Origin of the sequence: Pseudomonas sp. 30_B (genome assembly GCF_017491605.1) — a bacterium.
Classification (GTDB): Bacteria; Pseudomonadota; Gammaproteobacteria; order Pseudomonadales; family Pseudomonadaceae; genus Pseudomonas.
Window position 1 is genome coordinate 150037 of sequence record NZ_JAFGYY010000010.1, and the last position, 18795, is coordinate 168831.

Consider the following 18795-nt stretch of genomic DNA (forward strand, 5'->3'; position numbering starts at 1 on the left):
CCTCGATGCTACGCGCGCTCAAAGACGAAAAATTCCTCCTCCTCGCCCTGCTGGTGGCGATCGCGGTGTACCCGCTGGAACATGGACTGCTGGGCGGCGGCAAGCTGCTCGCCGGGATCACCGCCACGGCCCTGCTGGCCGTGATCATCGGCGTCTCGCTGCGGGTGGCACACCACGCCGAAATCCTCGCGGAGAAGGTCGGCGAGCCCTACGGCACCATGATCCTGACCCTGGCGGCGGTGCTGGTGGAGGTGGTGATCCTGGCGATCATGATGGGCCACAACCATTCGCCGACCCTGGCCCGCGACACCATCTACGCCGCGGTGATGCTGGACATGAACGGCATCCTCGGCCTCGCCGCGCTGCTGGGTGGCCTCAAGCACGGCGAGCAGTCGTACAACGACGACTCGGGCAAGACCTACGTGACCATGATCCTCACCGCCGTGGGAATCTCCATGGTGGTGCCGGAGCTGATCCCGGCAGAGCAGTGGAAGCTCTACTCCTTCTTCACCATCGGCTGCATGGTCATGCTCTATGCGCTGTTCCTGCGCATGCAGACCGGCCAGCACAGCTACTTCTTCAGCTACAACTACGCGGCCCACGGCGAGCACGGCGAAGACCACGAGGCAGCGGGCAGCAGCAAGCAGTCCATGGGACTGCTGGTGGTCGGCGTGGTGCTGATCGGCGCGCTGGCCGAGGTGATGTCCAAGGCCCTGGACGTCAGCCTGCAAGGCAGCGGCGTGCCGCCTATCGTTCCGGCGCTGCTGGTGGCGGCGATCTCCGCCAGCCCGGAAATCCTCACCGCTTTGCGCGCCGCCCTGGCCAACCGCATGCAGCCGGTGGTCAACATCGCCCTGGGCGCCTCGCTGTCCACCGTGATCCTCACCGTCCCGGTGATCGAGGCCCTGGCGCTGTTCAAGGGCCAGCCGATCCAGATGGCGATGACCCCGCTGCAGACCGGCATGATGTTCATCACCCTGATGGTGGCCGGCTTCAACCTGCATGACGGCAAGACCAACGCCATCGAAGGCATGACCCACTTCGTGCTGTTCGCCACCTTCCTGATGTTGTCGCTGATGGGACTCTGACCATGCTCAAGATCTACCTCGCCGGCCCCGACGTGTTCCGCCCCGATGCCTTCGAGCAGGGCGAACGGCTCAAGGCCCTGTGCGCCGAGTTCGGCGTGCAGGGGCTGTATCCGCTGGATCACTCGGTGCCCGAGGGGATTGACCAGCCGCGGGAGCAGGCGCTGTGGATCTACCAGGCGAACCTCGCGCTGATCGCCGAAGCCGACGCGGTGGTCGCCAACCTCAACCCCTTCCGTGGCGCCGAGCCGGACAGCGGCACGGCCTTCGAACTGGGCTACGCCGCCGCCCTAGGCAAGCCGCTGTATGGCTACATCCAGGAGGGCGGCAGTTGCGCCGAACGCCTGCCGTGCGAGTGGAGGGGCGATGAGCCGGACCGCGACCGCGAGGGCAACCAGGTGGAAGCCTTCGGCCTGCCGCTGAACCTGATGCTTGGCGTGCCGGCGCAAGTCGCCGTTGGGGGCGCACGGGAGGCGCTGGAGTTGTTGCGTGCGGAGCTGCTGCCCTTGTAGGAGCGAGCTTGCTCGCGAACCGCCCGACTTCAATCGAGCCGACTAATCCTGTTCGCGAGCAAGCTCGCTCCTACGAAGAGCCATGCGGGGCGAATCGTGGCAACAAAAAACGCGCCCCTGGGCGCGTTTTTTGTTGAGTGCGGAAACACCTCAGCGAGCCTTCTTCAACTCGAAGTTGAACACCTTGGTCGCCTGGCGCGCCACGATCCGTCCGCCCAGCGTGCGGGGCTCGAAACGCCACTTCTCCATGGCGTCGCGCACGCTGCGCTCGAAGACGCGCGGCGGGGTCGATTCGAGGAACTGGATGTCGGTGATCCGACCATCGCTGGTGATGGTGAAGAGCACTTTCACGTGTCCCTGGATCTGCTTCGCCTGGGCAATCCGCGGATAGACCGGCGGGTCCATGCGCAGCGGCTTGATGTCGCTGTCGTTGAGGCTGCCGGTCGGCAGGCCGGCGGGGCCCTGGGAGCCGGTCGGCGCCGACTGCGCGCCCGGGGTGGACTGGCCAACGGTCGGTGCGGCGGGCGGCGGTGGGGCGGCCGGGGTCGGCGGCGCGGTGGTTTCCGGCGCCGATTCCGCCTCAGGCTCGGGCTTGGGTTTCGGCTTGGGCTTGGGCGCGACCTTGGGAATGGCCTTTTCCACCGGCTTGGGTTTCGGCTTGGGCTTTTCCACCGGCTTGGGCGGCTCGACCGGCTTGGGCGGTTCAGGCGGCGTCGGAACCGGCGCGGCGGCAGGCGGCTGCTGCACCGGTTCGGGCTTGGGCGGCAGGGTGACGATGCTGACCTGCATCGCCTTGGGCAGCTCGCCCTGGCCCAGGTTCAGCTCCGCCGGCGTAGGCACGACCCAGAACAGCGCGGCGACTATCGCGGCATGCATGCCGATCGCCAGGCCCGAGGGCTTCCACCAGCCACCACGGAGCGGCGGCTCTTCGCCCTCCTCCACGCCTTCCACGGGAACGGCGTAGGGAATCAGTACTTCTTCGGGGATCACTTCCGCATCCCGGCGCTCCCCCTCGCAACTGACCAGGCGCAGGTTGGCCTCGTTGACGCGCTGGGCGTTCACGCTGGGCAGCACGGCACTGTCTTCCGCCGTGGCGGCGGGAAACATCGGGGCCTCGGCGGACACGGCAAGATCGCTATCCGCCGCTTCGCGCAGTTGGGGTAAGGACATGAGAATTCCTGCGGAAAGAGTTCAGGAAGCACTATCTTCTGATAATTATTATCATTCACCAGCCCCGCAAGGGCAACCTAGTCCGTCAGTCCGGCGCGATGGCACAACGCAGGAGCGCATCCTGAAGCAGCTGCGTGTCGATTTCCGTGGCCAGGATCAACTCGATTCGACTATCGCGACGCCACGCGCTTTCCGTCCAGGCCACTGGCCGGTCGGTGCGGTTGCACGCCGTCCATCCGGTCTCGCCATGCAGGACCGCCTTGGCCCTCAGCAAGCCAGGCAGCGTGGCCAGCCACCCATCCAGTTCGCCGATGCGGAAGCGCCAGTCGGGATGGAAGCGCCAGCCGATCGCCTGCCGCCCCTCCTCGATGCGCTCCTGCCGCAAGGGCTGGTCGCGGCGCAGCAGCACGGCGCCTTCCACGCCCTTGGGCAGGGTCGGCAATTCGGCCGCGGGCCCCGTCAGGGGCGTGGAAGGCAACTCGGGGAGCGCCAGCCGGCCCTGGGTGGTCCAGCGCGTCGGCAGCGCCGGCAGGCTGGCCAGGAGGACGGCACGGGCCGCGTCGTCGAAGTCTTCGCTCTTGTTCAGCAGCAACAGCCCGGCCTGCGCCAAGGCACTCTGCTGGGCCTCGGGCAGCGGTTGGCCGGCCGCCAGCGCCGCGGCATCCAGCACCATGACCAGCGGCTGGACCGCCAGCACGCCCTGCCAGGGCGCGGCGCGCAGTTGCGCCAGCAGCTGCGAGGGATGACCGAGCCCGGAGGGTTCGATGAACAGCCGCTGCGGCCTGGCCTTGCGCAGCAGCCGGCCCAGGCCGACCTGGAAGGGCGCGCCGTTCACACAGCACAGGCAGCCACCGGCGACCTCGCCGAGGGCGACGCCGTCCTCGTCGCGGCTGAGCAGCGCGGCGTCCAGGCCGACCTGGCCGAATTCGTTGACCAGCACCGCCCAGCGCTCGTGGGCCGGACGCTGGGCCAGCAGGTCGCGCAGCAGGCTGGTCTTGCCCGCCCCGAGGGGGCCGGCGATGAGATGAGTCGGGATCTGCTTCAACATTCGCCCATGGTGCCGCCTGACGCTCGCCGGGAAAAGCGCTAGAGTCGCGGCTTCTTATCGCACCCCCGGACCGACCATGCGTAAGCTCCTGCCCCTTGCCCTCGCCTGCCTGCCGCTGTTCGCCCACGGCGAAGCCTGCGTGGTGCACAGCCAGGGCGCGAATCTCGACGTGAAGGTCTGCCAGCAGAACCGCAGCATTCCGGAAAAGCTGTTCCGCGAAGGGTTCTGCCAGCCGCAGCTCAAGGACCAGAAGGTCCAGGTCACCTACGCCGACAGCTGCCCGAGCGGCGCCTTCGGTGTCTGCGAGAACGCCCAGGTGCAGGGCATGCCCTACCGCCAGGACATCCATTACTACGGGGTGGCCAGCGATGCGCGCATCCTCCAGCCGTTCTGCGAGGGCCAGAGCCACGGCCAGTGGCGCAAGCCCTGAAGTCCGGTCATCGCCCTGTCATACGCATAAGGCTTACTGTCGCTGGGTACCTCACACCCACTCGGCACCCCACGCCGAACATGATCTTGGTGAATTGGGTCGCCATCCCCTGGCGGCCCATTTTTTTGCCTGTCTGCCGGAGCCTCAGGCCTCCGCCACCCAGGGCTCGAAGGGATCGGGCAGGCGCTGCCAGGCAGACATACCGGCAGCCATTTCGGCATCGTCCAGCAGGCAGCGGTCCAGCTCGGCGAACAGGCGGGGGAAGTCCAGGTCCTGGCCGATGAACACCAGTTCCTGGCGGCAATCGCCGCTGTCGCCATCCCACTGCTTGAGCACGGCCTGCAGCTCGGTGGTGTCCTGCGGCCAGGCCTCGCGCGGCACGAAGCGCCACCAGCGCCCGGCCAGCCCGTGGCGCATCAGGCCGCCGGCCTGGGACCAGCTGCCCGCCTCGCGGTAGCGGCTGGCCAGCCAGAAGAAGCCCTTGGAGCGCAGCAGGCGGCCATTGCTCCAAGGCTGCGCCAGGAAGTCATGGAAGCGTTGTGGGTGGAAGGGCCGCCGTGCGCGGTAGACGATGGAGGCGATGCCGTAGGCCTCGGTCTCCGGCAGATGCTCGCCGCGCAGCTCCTTGAGCCAGCCGGGCGCGCGGGCGGCACGCTGGAAGTCGAAGCGGCCGGTGTCGAGGATGCGCGCCAGCGGCACCTGGCCCATCACCATGGGCTGGATATAGGCGTCCGGGTTGAGCTTGCGCAGGATGGCCAGCAGCTCGTCGCGTTCGGCGTTGCCGATCAGGTCAATCTTGCTCACCAGGATCACGTCGGCGAACTCCACCTGTTCCACCAGCAGGTCGCTGAGCGTGCGCTCGTCGTCCGCGCCGAGGATTTCGCCACGCTCGGCCAGGCTCTCGGCGCCCTGGTAGTCGGCGAGGAAGTTCAGCCCGTCGACCACAGTAACCAACGTATCCAGGCGCGCCAGGTCGGACAGGCTGCGGCCCTGCTCGTCGCGGAAGGTGAAGGTTTCGGCCACCGGCAGCGGTTCGGAGATGCCGGTGGATTCGATCAGCAGGTAGTCGAAGCGGCCCTCGCGGGCGAGGCGACTGATTTCTTCCAGCAGGTCCTCGCGCAGGGTGCAGCAGATGCAGCCGTTGCTCATCTCCACCAGGCGCTCCTGGCCGCGGTTGAGGCTGACATCGCGCTGGACCTCGCGGCCGTCGATGTTGATCTCGCTCATGTCGTTGACGATCACCGCGACCTTGAGCTGCTCGCGGTTCTTCAGCACATGGTTGAGCAGGGTGCTCTTGCCGGCGCCGAGGAAGCCGGACAGCACGGTGACGGGGAGTGGCTTGTTCATGGGGGCTCCAGAAATCAGGCTTCGCGGACGTGCAGTTCGCGCCGTTCCTGGCGCTCCTTGGCCTCGACGCAGAGCGAGGCGGTGGGACGCAGCAGCAGGCGGCGCAGGCCGATCGGCTCGCCGGTTTCCTCGCACCAGCCGTAGTCGCCCCGGGCCAGGCGCTCCAGCGCCTGGTCGATCTTGTCCAGCAGCTTCTTCTCGCGTTCGAGCACGCGCAGCTGCCACTGGCGCGCCTCCTCGCGGCTGGCAATGTCGGCGTCGTCGCTGGGGCGTTCGCCGTCCTGCAGGGCTTGGAACTCCTCGTCGATGCGCACCTGCAACTCGCCGCGCTGGGTCAGCAGCAGATCGCGGAAGTAGCCCTGTTGTGCCTCGCTCATGTAGGCCTCGCCGGGCTGGGCGAGCAGTTCCTGTTCGGTCATGGCCGTCTCCGGGGCGGAGGTGATCTTTTTATGTTATATTATAACAATGCAATCTCGACAATCGAGAATCGACAACCGTCCGCCGACGTGCGATACCGATGTCCCGCTTCCCTGCCGCTCCGGATACCCGATGCTGCGCCGCGCCCTGCTGCTCTGCCTGTTCGCCCCGCTCGCCCACGCCAGCGGCCAGGCGCCACTTCCGTTCCCCGGCGAGACGCCGGCACGCTGTGCCTGGTCGGCGCAGGTTCTGGCCTGCATGACCGACGCGGGCGATCTCTACAGCGTCGCCACCCAGGGCCACGACACCTACCTGCACGGCTTCGAGGCGGCCAGCGGCAGGCGCTGGGCACAGACCGGCACGCGCTACGGCAGCCTGACCTTCTTCAGCGGCGTCACCAGCGACGGGCAGGTGTGGGTCGGCACCAGCCGGGGCATCGGCTGGACCAACATCAGCCGCTTCAGCAGCTCCTCCGGCGACAGCACCCGCCTGACCTGCGGGCGGGTGAGCGGCTGCAAGCAGCAGGCGCGCTGAAGAAACCCATTGCGCAATCGCGGCCAGGCAAATACGTTATATTATAACAATCGCCAACCACTGCCCGCCCCATGACCGCCTTCCTCCCCGACATCGCCAGCCAGTCCACCCACCTGCACGTTCCGCTCGACTGGGTCGGCATGCAGGGCATCGCCGTTCCGCTCAAGATCGCCAGCGAGCGCGTCGCCGCCTTCGCCGACGCGGGCGTCAGCCTCGATGACGCCGAGGCGCGCGGCATTCACATGTCGCGTCTGTACCTGGCGCTGGGGGCGCTGGCCGAAGCCGAACTCTCGCCGGCCCTGCTGCGCGAAACGCTGGAGCAATTCCTCGCAAGCCATGCGCAGCTTTCCCGGCGGGCCAGCCTGGCGCTGCGCTTCGAGCTGATGCTGCACCGTCCCGCCCTGGTCAGTCCGTTGCGCGGCTGGAAGCGCTATGCCTGCGAAATCCACGCGCGACGGGAGGGCGATGAGCTGACGCTGGAGCTGCACCTGTCGCTGCCCTACTCCTCCACCTGCCCCTGCTCCGCGGCGCTCGCCCGTCAGTTGATCCAGCAGCGCTTCGACGCCGACTTCGCCGGCCGGGCGCTGCAGGCCGAAGAGGTCCGCGCCTGGCTCGGCAGCCCGCAGGGCATGGTCGCCACGCCCCACAGCCAGCGCAGCGAGGCGCAATTGCGCCTGCGGCTCGACCCGGCGGCCAGGGCCTTGCCGTTCAACGAACTGATCGATCACGCCGAAGCCGCCCTCGGCACCGCCGTGCAGACCGCCGTGAAGCGTGCCGACGAGCAGGCCTTCGCCCTGGCCAACGGGCAGAACCTGATGTTCTGCGAGGATGCGGCGCGCCGGCTGCACCGGGCACTGACGGCGCGGCAGGAACTGATTGGTTTCGAGGTGCGTGTGGTGCACGCGGAAAGCCTGCATGCCCACGACGCGGTGGCGGTCAGCCGCTGGGCGCGCGGCTAGGGCTTGAGCTCCAGCGCCAGGCGAATCTGGTCACGGCAGTGAATGCCGTTCTCGAAGATCGGTTCGGGATAATGGCGGACGAAATAATCCGGCTCGATCCCAACGATGCGGAACCCCACGCGCTGGTACAAGCCCAGCTGCGCCAGGCTGGAATTTCCGGTGGCGATGGTCAGCCGGCACAGACCTCCCGCCCTGGCATGCCCAATGGCCGATTCGAGCAGCCGACGACCAACGCCACGCCCTTGCCAGGCTTCATCCACGGCCAGGTTGGTGATCTCCGCCGTACCCTCGCCGCGTGGCGTAATCACCACCACGCCCAGCGTGTGCTCACCGTCCGACAGCGCCAGCAGGCACGACTGTCGCAGGTAGCGGTCCACTTGCTCACGACTGGGGTCGGCGAGCAGCAGCAGAGGCCAGGGAGCCTGGTCAAAGTCGAGTTCACGCAGAAATAGCGAAGCCGTCATGGCGCAGTCCACCGCAAATCCATAAAGTCGGCGCCATTGTGCCCACTTTCATGACAGGGATGGTCATGTCGCCCAGGCAATGGCTCTACATCTGGAAGCAAATCCCCGGCTATCTGCAGCGCGACCTGATGGACGCCCTGCCGGTGCTGATCCTGGGGTTCTTCGGCCTGGCCTTCGCGGCAGGGCTGGGGATCGTCATCGTGCTCATGCAACTGGCCAATTACCTGCGCCATCATGATTCGCCCTATCCGGGCATGTCCGACGCGCACTTCACCCACTGCCTGGAGATCTCCCGCGATACGCTGGAAGCGCGCCAGGCACTGGAGCGCCTCGGCCCGAAGCCACCCGCCGGCGTGGCGACCGACTCGGCGTACGCACGGGTGGACAGGCTGGCGATCGACTACAGCCACTACTGCGCCGAGCATCTCTGGAAGAAGGCCTTCGAAGCGGGACTGCGGGAGCGGGGCGTACCGCCGGCGACCAGCCCGGAAGGCTGGCTGGCCGCCGACCGTTACTGAACATCAGGCGTAGATATCGCCCCGGCTCCACGGCACTTCGTGGGAGCCATCGACGTGGGGCCTGCTGGCAAGGATCTGGTGCAGGTTGATCCAGCCCTTCTTGAAGCCGTAGGCGCAGCCGGCCAGGTACAGGCGCCAGATGCGCAGGGCCTGGTCGGGCACCAGTTTTGCCGCTTCGGCGAGCTTCGCCTCGAGGTTGGCGCTCCAGAAGTCCAGGGTGCGCGCATAGTGCAGGCGCAGGCCTTCGACATCGACCACCTCCAGCCCGGCCTCGCTCATGCGGGCAACGGCCAGCGACAGGTGCGGCAGCTCGCCGTGGGGGAAGACGTAGCGGTCGATGAAATCACCGGCGCCACGGCCCACCGGACGCCCATCGGTGTTGCTGGAGGTGATGCCGTGGTTCATCACCAGCCCGCCCGGCCGTACCGCGTCGAACAGGTGCTGGAAGTAGATGCCCAGGTTGGCGTGACCGACGTGCTCGAACATGCCGACGCTGACCACCTTGTCGTAACGGCCGTCGCGCGGCAGGTCGCGGTAATCCCGCAGTTCCAGGGTCACCTGGTCTTCCAGGCCCTCGGCCTTGACCCGCTCGCGGCCGAGCTTGAGCTGCTCCTCGCTGAGGGTGATGCCGTGCACCAGGGCGCCGAATTCCTTCGCCGCCAGGCGCGCCAGCCCGCCCCAGCCGCAGCCGACGTCGAGCAGCTTCTCGCCGGGCTTCAGGCGCAACTTGCGGCACAGGTGGCGCAGCTTGGCCAGCTGGGCCGTGGCCAGGTCCTCGTGGCCAGTTTCGTAGTAGGCGCAGGAGTACACCATCTCCGGGTCCAGCCAGAGCTGGTAGAACGCGTTGGAGAGGTCGTAGTGGTAGTGGATCGCCTCGGCGTCGGTGGCCTTGTCGTGGCTCTTGCGCACGTAGTCACCTGCGTCGTCGTCGTCACCCAGGGCTGCGCTCAGGGCATCGCCCATGGCGATCACTTCGCCGATCGGGCCTTCGATGTCCATGCGCTTCTCGACGTAGGCGCGGCCCAGCACGTCGAGGCTGGGCTGGGTGATCTCGGTCAGCAGCGTCGGGTCACGCACGACGAGAGTTACCTGCGGGTCCGGCCCCAGATCGAAGGCCTGGGCCTCGCCGATGCGGATACGCAACGGCAACTGCAGGGACAGCAACTCAGAGGGCAGATTGGCTTTCATGCATACCTCCTGGTCACAGGGCTGAAGAACTATAGACCAGCGCGCCCATAGTCTTCGGCTATGGCCTGGCCCGCGAAAAACTATCGGGCACCGACCACGGCGGTGAGCCTGCCGATTCCTTGCAGTGGAGTGCGCCTCGGCGGGCAGCGTTCCAAAAGAAATGCGCGGAACGATAGTTCGCTACGCAAGCGTAGCAGCCGATTCGCGCGGTATCGTTACCAGGCCTGAGATAGAGCCTTTACTACCTGGCAACGACGTCCTCGGCATGACAGCCCATACGCCCATTGCACTACACTGTAGCCCCCTCCGCGCGCTTTCCGACCGGAGGACCTCTGCAGTAAAGGGGGCCACCTTGAACAGCTTCTCCGCGCCGCGCCCGGCGGTCCGCACCGTACTGGTGGGGCTGATGCTGGCGATCTTCCTCGGTGCGCTGGACCAGACCATCGTCGCCGTGTCGCTACCGGCGATCTCCGCCGGCTTCGGCGACTTCGACCTGCTCGCCTGGGTCATCTCCGGCTACATGGTGGCGATGACCATCTCCATGCCGATCTACGGCAAGCTCGGCGACCTCTACGGGCGCCGCGTGCTGATGCTGTTCGCCATCGCCCTGTTCACCGCCGCCTCGGCCCTCTGCGGTGCCGCGCAGAGCATGGAGCAGCTGGTGCTCGCCCGCGTGCTGCAGGGCATCGGCGCGGGCGGCATGATGTCGGTGAGCCAGGCGATCATTGGTGACATCGTCCCGCCGCGCGAGCGCGGCCGCTACCAGGGCTATTTCAGCAGCATGTACGCCATCGCCAGCATCGCAGGCCCCGTGCTCGGCGGCCTGCTGACGGAGCACCTGTCCTGGCGCTGGGTATTCCTGATCAACCTGCCGGTGGGCCTGGTCGCCCTCGCCGTCTCGCGCCGCACCCTGCGCGGCCTGCCGGTGCCAGGGCGGCAGCCGGTGATCGATTACCTGGGCACCGCGCTGATGATCGCGGGCCTGGGCAGCCTGCTGCTGGCGATCACCGAGGTCGGCCAGGGTGCGCGCTGGAACGATCCACAGATGCTCGGGCTGTTCGCCGCCGCGCTAGTGCTGATCCTGCTGTTCGTGCTGCAGGAACGCCGGGCGCCGGAACCGCTGGTGCCGATGCACCTGTTCCGCATCCGCGCGGCGACGCTGAGCTGGCTGATCAGCTTCTTCGCCAGCTTCCAGGTGATCTCGTTGTCGGTGCTGGTGCCGCTGCGCTTCCAGTCGGTGACCGGCGCCGGCGCGGACAGCGCGGCGCTGCACCTGCTGCCACTGGCCATGGGTGTGCCGCTGGGCGCTTACTGCTGCGGGCGGCTGACGGCAATCCTCGGCCGCTACAAGCCGCAGATCGTCGCCGGCGCACTGCTGACGCCCTGCGCCATCGCGGGGCTCGCACTGGCTTCGCCGGACGCCTACCTGCTCTCGGGCCTGTGCATGCTGCTGACCGGCACCGCCGCCGGGACCCAGTTCCCCACCAGCCTGGTGGCGGCGCAGAGCGCGGTGGACACCCGCTACCTGGGCGTGGCCACCAGCAACATCACGCTGTTCCGCTCCCTGGGCGGCGCGGTGGGCATCGCGCTGATGTCGGCCCTGCTGCTGGCCATGCTGCAACCGCTGGCGGGCGATGCCGGCCACGGCCTGTCGGCCAGCGCCCTGCTGGACAGCCTGAGCGGCGCGGGCCACGAGGCCCATCGGCAGGCCCTGGACCAGGTGTTCAGCCGCCTGTTCCTGATCAACGCCGGCTTCGGCGTGCTGACGCTGCTGATCGCCCTGGCGCTGCCCGACCACGCGTTGCGCGGCCGGGCCAGCGACTGACGCGCCAGGTACAGGGCAAGGTCAGTCCTCGTCGTTGAGGTAGCTGACCTTGCGCAGGTCCGGCAGCAGCAGGCAGACCACCAGCGCCACGCCGCACATGATCGAGACGTAGACGTAGAAGTACTCCTCCACGCCCATGCTCTTCAGGCCCAGAGCGACGTACTCCGCCGAACCGCCGAAGATGGCGTTGCCCACCGCATAGGACAGGCCCACGCCCAGGGCACGGATTTGCGGCGGGAACATCTCCGCCTTGATCAGGCCGCTGATGGAGGTGTACAGGCTGACGATGGCCAGCGCCCCGATGATCAGCACGAAGGCCATGTAGGGGCTGCTCACCGCCTTGAGCGCGGAGAGGATCGGCCAGGTGAAGATCATCCCCAGGATGCCGAACCAGAGCATCGAGGTCTTGCGCCCGATGCGGTCGGACAGCGCGCCGAACAAGGGCTGCATGCACATGTAGACGAACAGGGCGAAGGTCATCACGCCGCTGGCCACCTTGGCGTCCATCCCAGCGGTGTTCACCAGGTATTTCTGCATGTAGGTGGTGAAGGTGTAGAAGATCAGCGAACCGCCGGCGGTGAAGCCGAGCACGGTGAAGAAGGCGCGCTTGTGGTGGGCGAACAGCTCGGTGAGGGTGCCCGACTCCTTGCGCTGCAGGGTGGAGGCCTTGGCCGTCTCGCTCAGGGAGCGGCGCAGGTAGAAGGCGATCACCGCGGTGATGGCGCCGACCCCGAAGGGAATCCGCCAGCCCCACTCCTTGAGCTGGTCGGTGGTCAGCAACTGCTGCAGGACTACCACCACCAGCACCGCCAGCAACTGGCCGCCGATCAGGGTCACGTACTGGAAGGAGGCGAAGAAGCCACGCTGGCCCTTGAGCGCCACCTCGCTCATGTAGGTGGCGCTGGTGCCGTACTCGCCGCCCACCGAAAGGCCCTGGAACAGCCGCGCAAGCAGCAGCAGGGCGGGCGCGGCGACGCCGATGCTGGCGTAGGTCGGCATCACGGCAATCGCCAGCGAGCCGCCGCACATCATCAGCACCGAGATCATCATCGCGGTCTTGCGGCCCTTCTTGTCGGCGATGCGGCCGAACATCCAGCCGCCGATGGGGCGCATGAGGAAGCCGGCGGCGAACACCCCGGCGGTGTTGAGCAACTGCACCGTCGGGTTGTCCGAGGGGAAGAAGGCGTGGGCAAAGTACAGGGCGGTGAAGGCGTAGACGTAGAAGTCGAACCACTCCACCAGGTTGCCCGAGGAGGCGCCGACGATGGCGAGGATGCGCGTGCGGCGCTCATGGGCAGAGTACTGCGGCGCGGAGGCAGGTGCGTTCATGGGGCTTCTCTTAGATTGGGTTGAACAGCGTCCCGGATCTTTGGGCGGAGGTCCCTGGCCGCCCCGTATCAGCCCAATCGCCGCCTGGTCCGGGCGATCTGCCGCTGACACAACTGGAAACAGTATAGACAGCTCCGATAGCCGGCTAACGAAGTCCGCGGCGTTCCTCCGCGCTTTTTGGTTCGAATATCGGACAGGCCCAACGGGCGTTTGTCGTTTTCGATTGACCGGCCAGTAGCCAGCTTCTATCGTTGGCCCGCCTTGCACCCTTCGGGAGACTTGTCAGGTACCCCTCGGAGGGTCGGGGTCCGACCTTGTCCACAAGACAAGGTCGATTTCCATTCCCCTCGTGTTGCGGCTCCTGCCGCCTGGCCTCGGTGCCCCGTCCACACCCCCGGACGTGCAGGCACCGGGGGAATGTTGACCGCCCCTGCCCCGCCCGGTCATCCCGCCCGACCACTCGTCGACGCCATTAAAGAGAGATGCGTCCCGTGTATACTGCGGGGCAGCGCTACAGGCCGCGAAATGCGCGGCGCTCGACGATTCGACCGGGGGGCTCTGCTTGAACGCAGCCAATCCATTGTGGTTTGCCATCGGACTGGCCGCACAGGCGGCTTTCTCTGCTCGCTTCCTGGTTCAATGGGTGCTTTCCGAGCGCGCTCGCAAGAGCCTGATGCCGGTGCACTTCTGGTATTTCAGCTGCGCCGGCGCCGTGCTGCTGCTGGCCTACGCCACCCACCAGCGCGACCTGGTGATCTGCCTGGGGCAGCTCGCCGGCCTCGCCATCTACCTGCGCAATCTCGAACTGGATCGTCGCCACAGCGGCGGCCGGCCGCTGTTCTTCGCCTGGCCCTGGCTGACCTGGGCGGCGGTGGCGATCGCCTTGGGCTGGATGTCGAAACCTGAGCCGATCCTCAAGGTCATCACCGGCGCCGACCCGCTGTGGACCGTGATCGGCATGGTCGGCCAGGTGCTCTTCACCGGGCGCTTCGTGCTGCAGCTGTGGTACTCCGAGCGCGCCGGACGCCCGGTCAACCCCATCTACTTCTGGTACCTGTCGATGGCCGGCAGCGTGCTGCTGTTCAGCTACGCCGTGGCGCAGCGCGACCCGGTCATCATCCTCGGCCAGTCCTTCGGCATCGTGGTCTACCTTCGCAACCTGGCGCTGATCCGGCGCCAGGCCCAGGCCGAAGGCGCCAGCGCGCAGCAGAGCCAGTGAGCCTTCGGCGGCTCCTGATGAACTCCTTCAGCGCTGCATGACAAAGGCCCACGCGACTCTGGAGAAGAGCCGTCCGCGGGCCTCGGCTACAGCCTTCAGCGCACCTTGAAACGAACCCCTCAGCGCTGCTTCTCGAAGCGGTAGAAGAGGTTCGGCTCGCTGCCCACGTAGAGGTTGCCGTCGGCATCCATGGTCAGCCCCTCGGCCTGGGGCGCCGCGTGTTTCAGGTCGCCAAAACCGCCGAGCGAACGGAAGCTGACCAGCTTGCCCTGCCCGTCCAGCTCGATGATCAGCTTCGACTCCTCACTGAGCACCAACAGGTGGCCGCTCTTGCGGTCGTAGTGGAGGTCGGAGATGTCGGTGCCGAACACGCTGCGCTTCACCCAGTCGGTGTGGTCGATCACCTTGAGCTGCAGCTTGCCGGCCAGGCTCGCGCGAATGCCGGTGACTTCGTAGATCTGCCGCGGGCCGCGCTCCTTGCCGATGAACAGGCGGTCGTGGTCAGGGTCGTAGGTGAGCCCTTCGAAGCCCTTGTTGTGGATGCTCGGTTTGATCTCCAGGGCGAACGACTGCGCCTCGCGGGCGTCGATCGTCCGGCCGGGCTGATCCGGCAGCGCAAAGAAATCGATCTGCTGCAGGTTCTCGTCGGATACCGCCACCAGGCCGCCGCCCAGGTAGGCCACGCCTTCGACGTCCTCGAAACCGGTCATGGGGTACTGCGCCAGCAGCTCGCCAGTCTTGCTCAACACCGTCAGCTTCATGGCACCGGCATTGGTCACGGCGAGCAGGCGGTCGTGATCGAAGTCGTAGCTCAGGGCGGACAGGTCGGATTCGATGCCCTTCACCGGCTTTGCGTCGATCACCACCTTGTAGTCCGGCAGCCAGACGCTGCGCCCGGCCCACTCGGACGCGTGCAGCTGGCTGCTGAAGTAGAAGTAGGCCTGTTGCGGCAAGAGCTTCATGAGCAGCAAGGTCACGCCCGGTACGACCAGCACCAGGGCCAGGAGCAGCCACAGCAAGGTGCGCCGGTCGAAGCGGCGACGCAGGGGATGCAGTTGCATGACGTCCACGCTGTCGGCAGCTCTGTTCACGTTCGGACTCCCAGGAAAGTGGAAACTCAGAAAAGCGGCGGCTTCCAGGCGAAGCGGTAGGCCGGGGCGGAAGCGTCGTCGGCGCACTGGCCGTTGTCGGCATCGGCGCCGACCAGGAACCACTGCTCCTCGTAGTCGCCCTTCACTTCGCGGGCACGCTCGCGGTGGAAGCAACGCTCGAGGCCTTCGGCGGAAACCATGGCCACCGCCTGCGGATGACCGCGCAACCAGGTCAGCGTCTTGCCCAGCGGGTCGGGGGTATCCAGGCCGAAGTGCACCAGCGGCTGACGGGCGTAGAGCCAATGCCCCTCGCGCCAGTTGGTCAGCACCAGCTCGGCGCCGCCGCTCAGGCGCGCCACCTCGGCCATCAGCGGGCGACGGTCATCGCCGGGGTCGCGCAGCGGCTCGATGAAGCCACGGGCGAACCAGGCGGTGAACCAGACCACCGCGATGACCAGGAACACCTTGCGCGCCCTCGGCCGCTCGGCGAACCAGCGGCGCAGCAGCCAGGGCACCAGCGGCGCCATGGCCAGCACCAGGCCAGGCAGCGCGGGGAAGATGTAGAGCTTGCGCTTGCCGGAGCTCAGGCTGAAGAACAGCAGCACCAGCGCCACCCAGCCGAGCAGCACCAGCAGGCGGCCGTCATGCCGGGCCAGCTGGCGGCGCCAGGCGGGCACCATCCACGGCAGGGTCAGCACCAGGGGCAGCCAGTACTGCGGGATGACCTTGGCGAAGAAGTACCAGAACGGCTCCTGATGCTGCCAGGCGCTGGCATAGCGCTTGGCGGTCTGGTGCAGGAGGATGTCGTCGAGGTAGGCGCGGCCATCGGCGCTGCCGCTCAGGAGCACGTGCAGCACCACTGGCACCAGCCATAGTGCGATAGCCCCCAGGGCCACCAGCAGCCCCAGCCACCAGGCGCGCGCCTGGCCGGGCATGCGCGCCACGCCGGACCAGCCCTTGCGCGCCGCATAGGCGTAGGGAATCAGCATCAGTGCCGGCAGGAAGCCCACGCCCTTGCTGATGACACCCAGGCCCATCACCGCGCACGCCAGGTAGAACCAGCGCCACGCGGGGCCGAGCAACAGGTGCCGGCACAGGCCATAGACGGCCAGGCTTATCCACAGGCAGAGGAAACCGTCGATGCTGCCATCGCGCAGCACCGAATAGGTCTGGTAGGTAGCCAGGAACAACAACCCGGCGACGAGGCCGATGCGGCGGTTCCACAGGCGGCGGCCGAGGTCGTAGAGGCAGGCGGTCGCTACCAGGCCCGAGCCGAAGGCCGGCAGGAACAGCGCCAGGTTCGGCGCCAGCCCCAGGCGCACCAGCAGCGCCACCAGCCACATGAACAGCGGCGGCTTGTCCGGATAGATTTCCGCGGCGCGGTGGGGAATCAGCCAGTCGCCGCTCTGCAGCATCTCCAGGGCCACGCCGAGGAAGCGCTCTTCGTCGACGTTGCTCGGCTGGCGAAGTCCCAGGCCGGCCCCCAGCAGCAGGGCCGCCGGTACCAGCAGCAACCAGGGCCGCTCGGCGCAACGCCAGAACCAGGAAAACTGCGCACCGGTCCCGACACGCAGGGGCGTCAGGCGGGGAAGGGAATTGCCTGGCTCGCCCTGGTTGGCCATGGGTCAGCGCCCCAGTTCGCGGGGAACCGCATCCAGGCGTGTGCGACGGATCAGCCACCAGACGCCGAACAGGTCCAGGATGCCCACCAGCGCCCGGTCCAGGTTGCCGTACTTGGACACCCCGGCATTGCGCGGCCGGTGGTTCACCGGGTGCACGCGCATGCGGCCCTGGTGGCGCTGGATCAGCGCCGGAATGAAGCGATGCATGTGATCGAAATACGGCAGGCGCAGGAAGGCTTCGCGCTCGATCAGCTTGAGCCCGCAACCGGTATCGGGCGTGTGGTCGTTGAGCAGGCGGCCGCGCAGGCGGTTGGCGAAACGCGAGGCCCAGCGCTTGCTGGCGCTGTCCTGGCGTTTCACCCGGTGCCCGGCGATCAGCTTGAGGTCGGCCGGGCAGTCGGCGGCGCGGACCATGGCGAGCATCCCGGGGATGTCCGCCGGATCGTTCTGTCCGTCGCCGTCCAGGGTCGCCAACCAACGGCCACGGGCGGCCTCGGCGGCGTGATAGATGGAGGTGCTCTGGCCCAGCGAACGCTCGTGGGTCAGCACCCGCAGCTCGGCGTAGCCGCCCTGCTGCAGCTTCTGCAGCTCGGCGCGGGTCGCGTCGGTGCTGCCATCGTCGACCACTATGACTTCGAACACCTCGCCGGCCAGGGCCTGGCGGACTTCCTCGAGGAGCCCGGGAAGGTTCTCGGCTTCATTCTTCGCCGGAATCAGCACCGACACATAAGGGCTGTTGGACATGCTCGGATCTTGCTCCATGACCCTCACGCCGCGCCGGCGCAGGGCTCTTCAATCGCGTAGAACTCGCGGTACCAATGAACGAAACGCTCGACGCCGCTCTGCAGCGAAGTCGCCGGACGGAAACCGGTGCGCCGTGCCAGCGCCTCGACGTCGGCCCAGGTCTGCAGCACGTCACCCGGCTGCAGCGGCAGATAGTTGCGAACGGCCCGGCGACCCAGCGCGTTCTCCACGCACTCGACCATGTCGAGCAGGCGCACCGGCTCGCCGCGACCGATGTTGTAGAGCGCCACCGGCGCCTCGCCGTGCTCGCCCGACTCGGCCGGGCAGTCCTGGATGCGCACCACGCCTTCCACCACATCGTCGATGTAGGTGAAGTCGCGGGACATCTCGCCGTTGTTGTAGATATCGATGGGGCGGCCTTCGAGGATCTCCCGGGTGAACTTGAACAGCGCCATGTCCGGACGGCCCCAGGGGCCGTAGACGGTGAAGAAGCGCAGGCCGGTGACCGGCAGGCGGTAGAGGTGTGCGTAGGTGTGCGCCATCAGCTCGTTGGCGCGCTTGGTCGCGGCGTACAGCGACACCGGCTGGTCCACTGCCATGTCGGTGCTGAACGGCATGTCGCGGCTCATGCCATACACCGAGCTGCTGGAGGCATACACCAGATGGCCGACCTGCCCATGGCGGCAACCTTCGAGCAGGTTGACGAAGCCGGTGAGGTTGGCGTCGGCGTAGGCCTGGGGGTTTTCCAGCGAGTAGCGCACCCCGGCCTGGGCGGCCAGGTGGATCACCCGCTCGAAGCGCTCACGCTGGAACAGTTGGGCCAGGGCCGGGCCATTGGCGATGTCCAGCTGCTCGAAGCGGAAGTTGCGCTCCTGGCGCAGCAACGCCAACCGAGCCTGCTTGAGCTCGACGCTGTAGTAATCGTTGAGGTTGTCGATGCCGACCACGTCGTGGCCGTCGCGGCACAGCCGCTGCGCGGTGTGGAAGCCGATGAAACCGGCGGCGCCGGTGACCAGGAACTTCATGGATACAGTCCCCAGCTGGAGCCGGGGGCAGGAATATCCCTTGTCTGCACGAACGCTGTGATCGTCATGGGTCGCCCGAGCCAGAGTGTTGTTGTGGTGACCGGCAAGGGCCGATCCCTGGTCTTGATGGTCCGGGCCGCAAGGGGCTCGGCTACGCACGGCATCCGTCTAGGACGCCGCGCAAAGGCTGACTCATCGTCTTGGCAGGCGTGAGAAGAATTTGTGAAAGATTAGTAGAGAAAGTGTGACGGCATTACGACGAAAACGC

Annotated in this window: 19 protein-coding genes and 1 pseudogene; 9 read left to right on the forward strand and 11 right to left on the reverse strand. The window is 67.2% G+C overall.

Going from position 1 to position 18795, the window contains the following annotated elements; all coding sequences use genetic code 11:
* Positions 1-5 precede the first annotated feature (5 nt).
* Positions 6-1088 carry a calcium:proton antiporter gene (locus tag J5M67_RS13410; RefSeq protein ID WP_207885820.1) on the forward strand — a complete coding sequence of 361 codons (1083 nt, stop codon included), beginning with the start codon at positions 6-8 and terminating at the stop codon, positions 1086-1088.
* A 2-nt stretch (positions 1089-1090) separates the two neighbouring features.
* On the forward strand, positions 1091-1597 hold the full coding sequence (locus J5M67_RS13415; protein ID WP_207885821.1) for a nucleoside 2-deoxyribosyltransferase: 507 nt from the start codon (positions 1091-1093) through the stop codon (positions 1595-1597).
* 150 nt (positions 1598-1747) lie between these two features.
* On the opposite strand, the gene J5M67_RS13420 is transcribed toward J5M67_RS13415, so the two are convergent.
* Positions 1748-2704: an energy transducer TonB gene (locus tag J5M67_RS13420; RefSeq protein ID WP_243434660.1), complete on the reverse strand. Its 957-nt coding sequence runs from the start codon at positions 2702-2704 to the stop codon at positions 1748-1750.
* A 148-nt stretch (positions 2705-2852) separates the two neighbouring features.
* The gene (locus J5M67_RS13425; protein ID WP_207885822.1) at positions 2853-3815 is read right to left on the reverse strand and encodes a GTP-binding protein; all 963 of its coding nucleotides are present in this window, start codon (positions 3813-3815) and stop codon (positions 2853-2855) included.
* A gap of 76 nt (positions 3816-3891) precedes the next feature.
* Between J5M67_RS13425 and J5M67_RS13430 the strand changes: the two genes are divergently transcribed.
* Positions 3892-4245, forward strand: a complete 354-nt coding sequence (locus J5M67_RS13430) for an NADH:ubiquinone oxidoreductase (RefSeq protein WP_207885823.1) — start codon at positions 3892-3894, stop codon at positions 4243-4245.
* Positions 4246-4389: 144 nt separating this feature from the next.
* On the opposite strand, the gene zigA is transcribed toward J5M67_RS13430, so the two are convergent.
* Together zigA and dksA are read right to left on the reverse strand one after the other, a co-directional pair.
* On the reverse strand, positions 4390-5592 hold the full coding sequence (gene zigA, locus J5M67_RS13435; RefSeq protein ID WP_207885824.1) for a zinc metallochaperone GTPase ZigA: 1203 nt from the start codon (positions 5590-5592) through the stop codon (positions 4390-4392).
* A 14-nt stretch (positions 5593-5606) separates the two neighbouring features.
* Positions 5607-6011, reverse strand: coding sequence for an RNA polymerase-binding protein DksA (dksA, locus tag J5M67_RS13440; RefSeq protein ID WP_207885825.1), 405 nt, complete (start codon positions 6009-6011; stop codon positions 5607-5609).
* 130 nt (positions 6012-6141) lie between these two features.
* Here dksA and J5M67_RS13445 point away from each other — a divergent pair, with 130 nt between their 5' ends.
* Together J5M67_RS13445 and folE2 are read left to right on the forward strand one after the other, a co-directional pair.
* The gene (locus tag J5M67_RS13445) at positions 6142-6543 is read left to right on the forward strand and encodes a hypothetical protein (protein WP_207885826.1); all 402 of its coding nucleotides are present in this window, start codon (positions 6142-6144) and stop codon (positions 6541-6543) included.
* Positions 6544-6614: 71 nt separating this feature from the next.
* Entirely contained in the window at positions 6615-7502 is an 888-nt protein-coding gene (gene folE2, locus J5M67_RS13450; RefSeq protein WP_207885827.1) for a GTP cyclohydrolase FolE2, read from the forward strand.
* On the opposite strand, the gene J5M67_RS13455 is transcribed toward folE2, so the two are convergent.
* The gene (locus J5M67_RS13455) at positions 7499-7966 is read right to left on the reverse strand and encodes an N-acetyltransferase (protein ID WP_207885828.1); all 468 of its coding nucleotides are present in this window, start codon (positions 7964-7966) and stop codon (positions 7499-7501) included. The two genes, folE2 and J5M67_RS13455, sit on opposite strands and share 4 nt — an antisense overlap.
* A gap of 65 nt (positions 7967-8031) precedes the next feature.
* Between J5M67_RS13455 and J5M67_RS13460 the strand changes: the two genes are divergently transcribed.
* Positions 8032-8484, forward strand: a complete 453-nt coding sequence (locus J5M67_RS13460; RefSeq protein ID WP_207885829.1) for a hypothetical protein — start codon at positions 8032-8034, stop codon at positions 8482-8484.
* A gap of 3 nt (positions 8485-8487) precedes the next feature.
* Here J5M67_RS13460 and cfaB read toward each other — a convergent pair whose 3' ends face one another.
* Positions 8488-9672 carry a C17 cyclopropane fatty acid synthase CfaB gene (gene cfaB, locus J5M67_RS13465; protein WP_207885830.1) on the reverse strand — a complete coding sequence of 395 codons (1185 nt, stop codon included), beginning with the start codon at positions 9670-9672 and terminating at the stop codon, positions 8488-8490.
* 352 nt (positions 9673-10024) lie between these two features.
* On the opposite strand from cfaB, the gene J5M67_RS13470 reads away from it, so the two are divergent.
* Positions 10025-11497, forward strand: coding sequence for an MDR family MFS transporter (locus J5M67_RS13470; RefSeq protein ID WP_279381569.1), 1473 nt, complete (start codon positions 10025-10027; stop codon positions 11495-11497).
* A 21-nt stretch (positions 11498-11518) separates the two neighbouring features.
* Here the strand turns inward: J5M67_RS13470 and J5M67_RS13475 are convergent, their stop codons facing one another.
* Positions 11519-12826, reverse strand: coding sequence for an MFS family transporter (locus J5M67_RS13475; protein ID WP_207885831.1), 1308 nt, complete (start codon positions 12824-12826; stop codon positions 11519-11521).
* Positions 12827-13406: 580 nt separating this feature from the next.
* On the opposite strand from J5M67_RS13475, the pseudogene J5M67_RS13480 reads away from it, so the two are divergent.
* A pseudogene (locus J5M67_RS13480) lies at positions 13407-13616 on the forward strand (lipid-A-disaccharide synthase N-terminal domain-containing protein); the annotation flags it as partial.
* Positions 13617-13718: 102 nt separating this feature from the next.
* Entirely contained in the window at positions 13719-14045 is a 327-nt protein-coding gene (locus J5M67_RS13485) for a lipid-A-disaccharide synthase N-terminal domain-containing protein (RefSeq protein WP_207885891.1), read from the forward strand.
* Between the two features lie 119 nt (positions 14046-14164).
* Here the strand turns inward: J5M67_RS13485 and J5M67_RS13490 are convergent, their stop codons facing one another.
* The 4 genes from J5M67_RS13490 to J5M67_RS13505 are packed head-to-tail and all read right to left on the reverse strand — an operon-like array spanning position 14165 to position 18527.
* Positions 14165-15136 carry an SdiA-regulated domain-containing protein gene (locus tag J5M67_RS13490; protein ID WP_207885832.1) on the reverse strand — a complete coding sequence of 324 codons (972 nt, stop codon included), beginning with the start codon at positions 15134-15136 and terminating at the stop codon, positions 14165-14167.
* A 26-nt stretch (positions 15137-15162) separates the two neighbouring features.
* Positions 15163-16758: a glycosyltransferase family 39 protein gene (locus J5M67_RS13495; protein WP_207885833.1), complete on the reverse strand. Its 1596-nt coding sequence runs from the start codon at positions 16756-16758 to the stop codon at positions 15163-15165.
* 3 nt (positions 16759-16761) lie between these two features.
* Positions 16762-17502, reverse strand: a complete 741-nt coding sequence (locus J5M67_RS13500; protein ID WP_207885834.1) for a glycosyltransferase family 2 protein — start codon at positions 17500-17502, stop codon at positions 16762-16764.
* Between the two features lie 23 nt (positions 17503-17525).
* Entirely contained in the window at positions 17526-18527 is a 1002-nt protein-coding gene (locus tag J5M67_RS13505) for an NAD-dependent epimerase (protein WP_207885835.1), read from the reverse strand.
* Between the last annotated feature and the right edge of the window lie 268 nt (positions 18528-18795).

What these genes read in the sequence shown, in the direction of transcription:
- J5M67_RS13410 (WP_207885820.1), top strand. Translation starts at nt 6, where the DNA reads ATGCTACGCGCGCTCAAAGACGAAAAATTCCTCCTCCTCGCCCTGCTG.
- J5M67_RS13415 (WP_207885821.1), top strand. Translation starts at nt 1,091, where the DNA reads ATGCTCAAGATCTACCTCGCCGGCCCCGACGTGTTCCGCCCCGATGCC.
- J5M67_RS13420 (WP_243434660.1), bottom strand. Translation starts at nt 2,704, where the DNA reads ATGTTTCCCGCCGCCACGGCGGAAGACAGTGCCGTGCTGCCCAGCGTG.
- J5M67_RS13425 (WP_207885822.1), bottom strand. Translation starts at nt 3,815, where the DNA reads ATGTTGAAGCAGATCCCGACTCATCTCATCGCCGGCCCCCTCGGGGCG.
- J5M67_RS13430 (WP_207885823.1), top strand. Translation starts at nt 3,892, where the DNA reads ATGCGTAAGCTCCTGCCCCTTGCCCTCGCCTGCCTGCCGCTGTTCGCC.
- zigA (WP_207885824.1), bottom strand. Translation starts at nt 5,592, where the DNA reads ATGAACAAGCCACTCCCCGTCACCGTGCTGTCCGGCTTCCTCGGCGCC.
- dksA (WP_207885825.1), bottom strand. Translation starts at nt 6,011, where the DNA reads ATGACCGAACAGGAACTGCTCGCCCAGCCCGGCGAGGCCTACATGAGC.
- J5M67_RS13445 (WP_207885826.1), top strand. Translation starts at nt 6,142, where the DNA reads ATGCTGCGCCGCGCCCTGCTGCTCTGCCTGTTCGCCCCGCTCGCCCAC.
- folE2 (WP_207885827.1), top strand. Translation starts at nt 6,615, where the DNA reads ATGACCGCCTTCCTCCCCGACATCGCCAGCCAGTCCACCCACCTGCAC.
- J5M67_RS13455 (WP_207885828.1), bottom strand. Translation starts at nt 7,966, where the DNA reads ATGACGGCTTCGCTATTTCTGCGTGAACTCGACTTTGACCAGGCTCCC.
- J5M67_RS13460 (WP_207885829.1), top strand. Translation starts at nt 8,032, where the DNA reads ATGTCGCCCAGGCAATGGCTCTACATCTGGAAGCAAATCCCCGGCTAT.
- cfaB (WP_207885830.1), bottom strand. Translation starts at nt 9,672, where the DNA reads ATGAAAGCCAATCTGCCCTCTGAGTTGCTGTCCCTGCAGTTGCCGTTG.
- J5M67_RS13475 (WP_207885831.1), bottom strand. Translation starts at nt 12,826, where the DNA reads ATGAACGCACCTGCCTCCGCGCCGCAGTACTCTGCCCATGAGCGCCGC.
- J5M67_RS13485 (WP_207885891.1), top strand. Translation starts at nt 13,719, where the DNA reads ATGTCGAAACCTGAGCCGATCCTCAAGGTCATCACCGGCGCCGACCCG.
- J5M67_RS13495 (WP_207885833.1), bottom strand. Translation starts at nt 16,758, where the DNA reads ATGGCCAACCAGGGCGAGCCAGGCAATTCCCTTCCCCGCCTGACGCCC.
- J5M67_RS13500 (WP_207885834.1), bottom strand. Translation starts at nt 17,502, where the DNA reads ATGTCCAACAGCCCTTATGTGTCGGTGCTGATTCCGGCGAAGAATGAA.
- J5M67_RS13505 (WP_207885835.1), bottom strand. Translation starts at nt 18,527, where the DNA reads ATGAAGTTCCTGGTCACCGGCGCCGCCGGTTTCATCGGCTTCCACACC.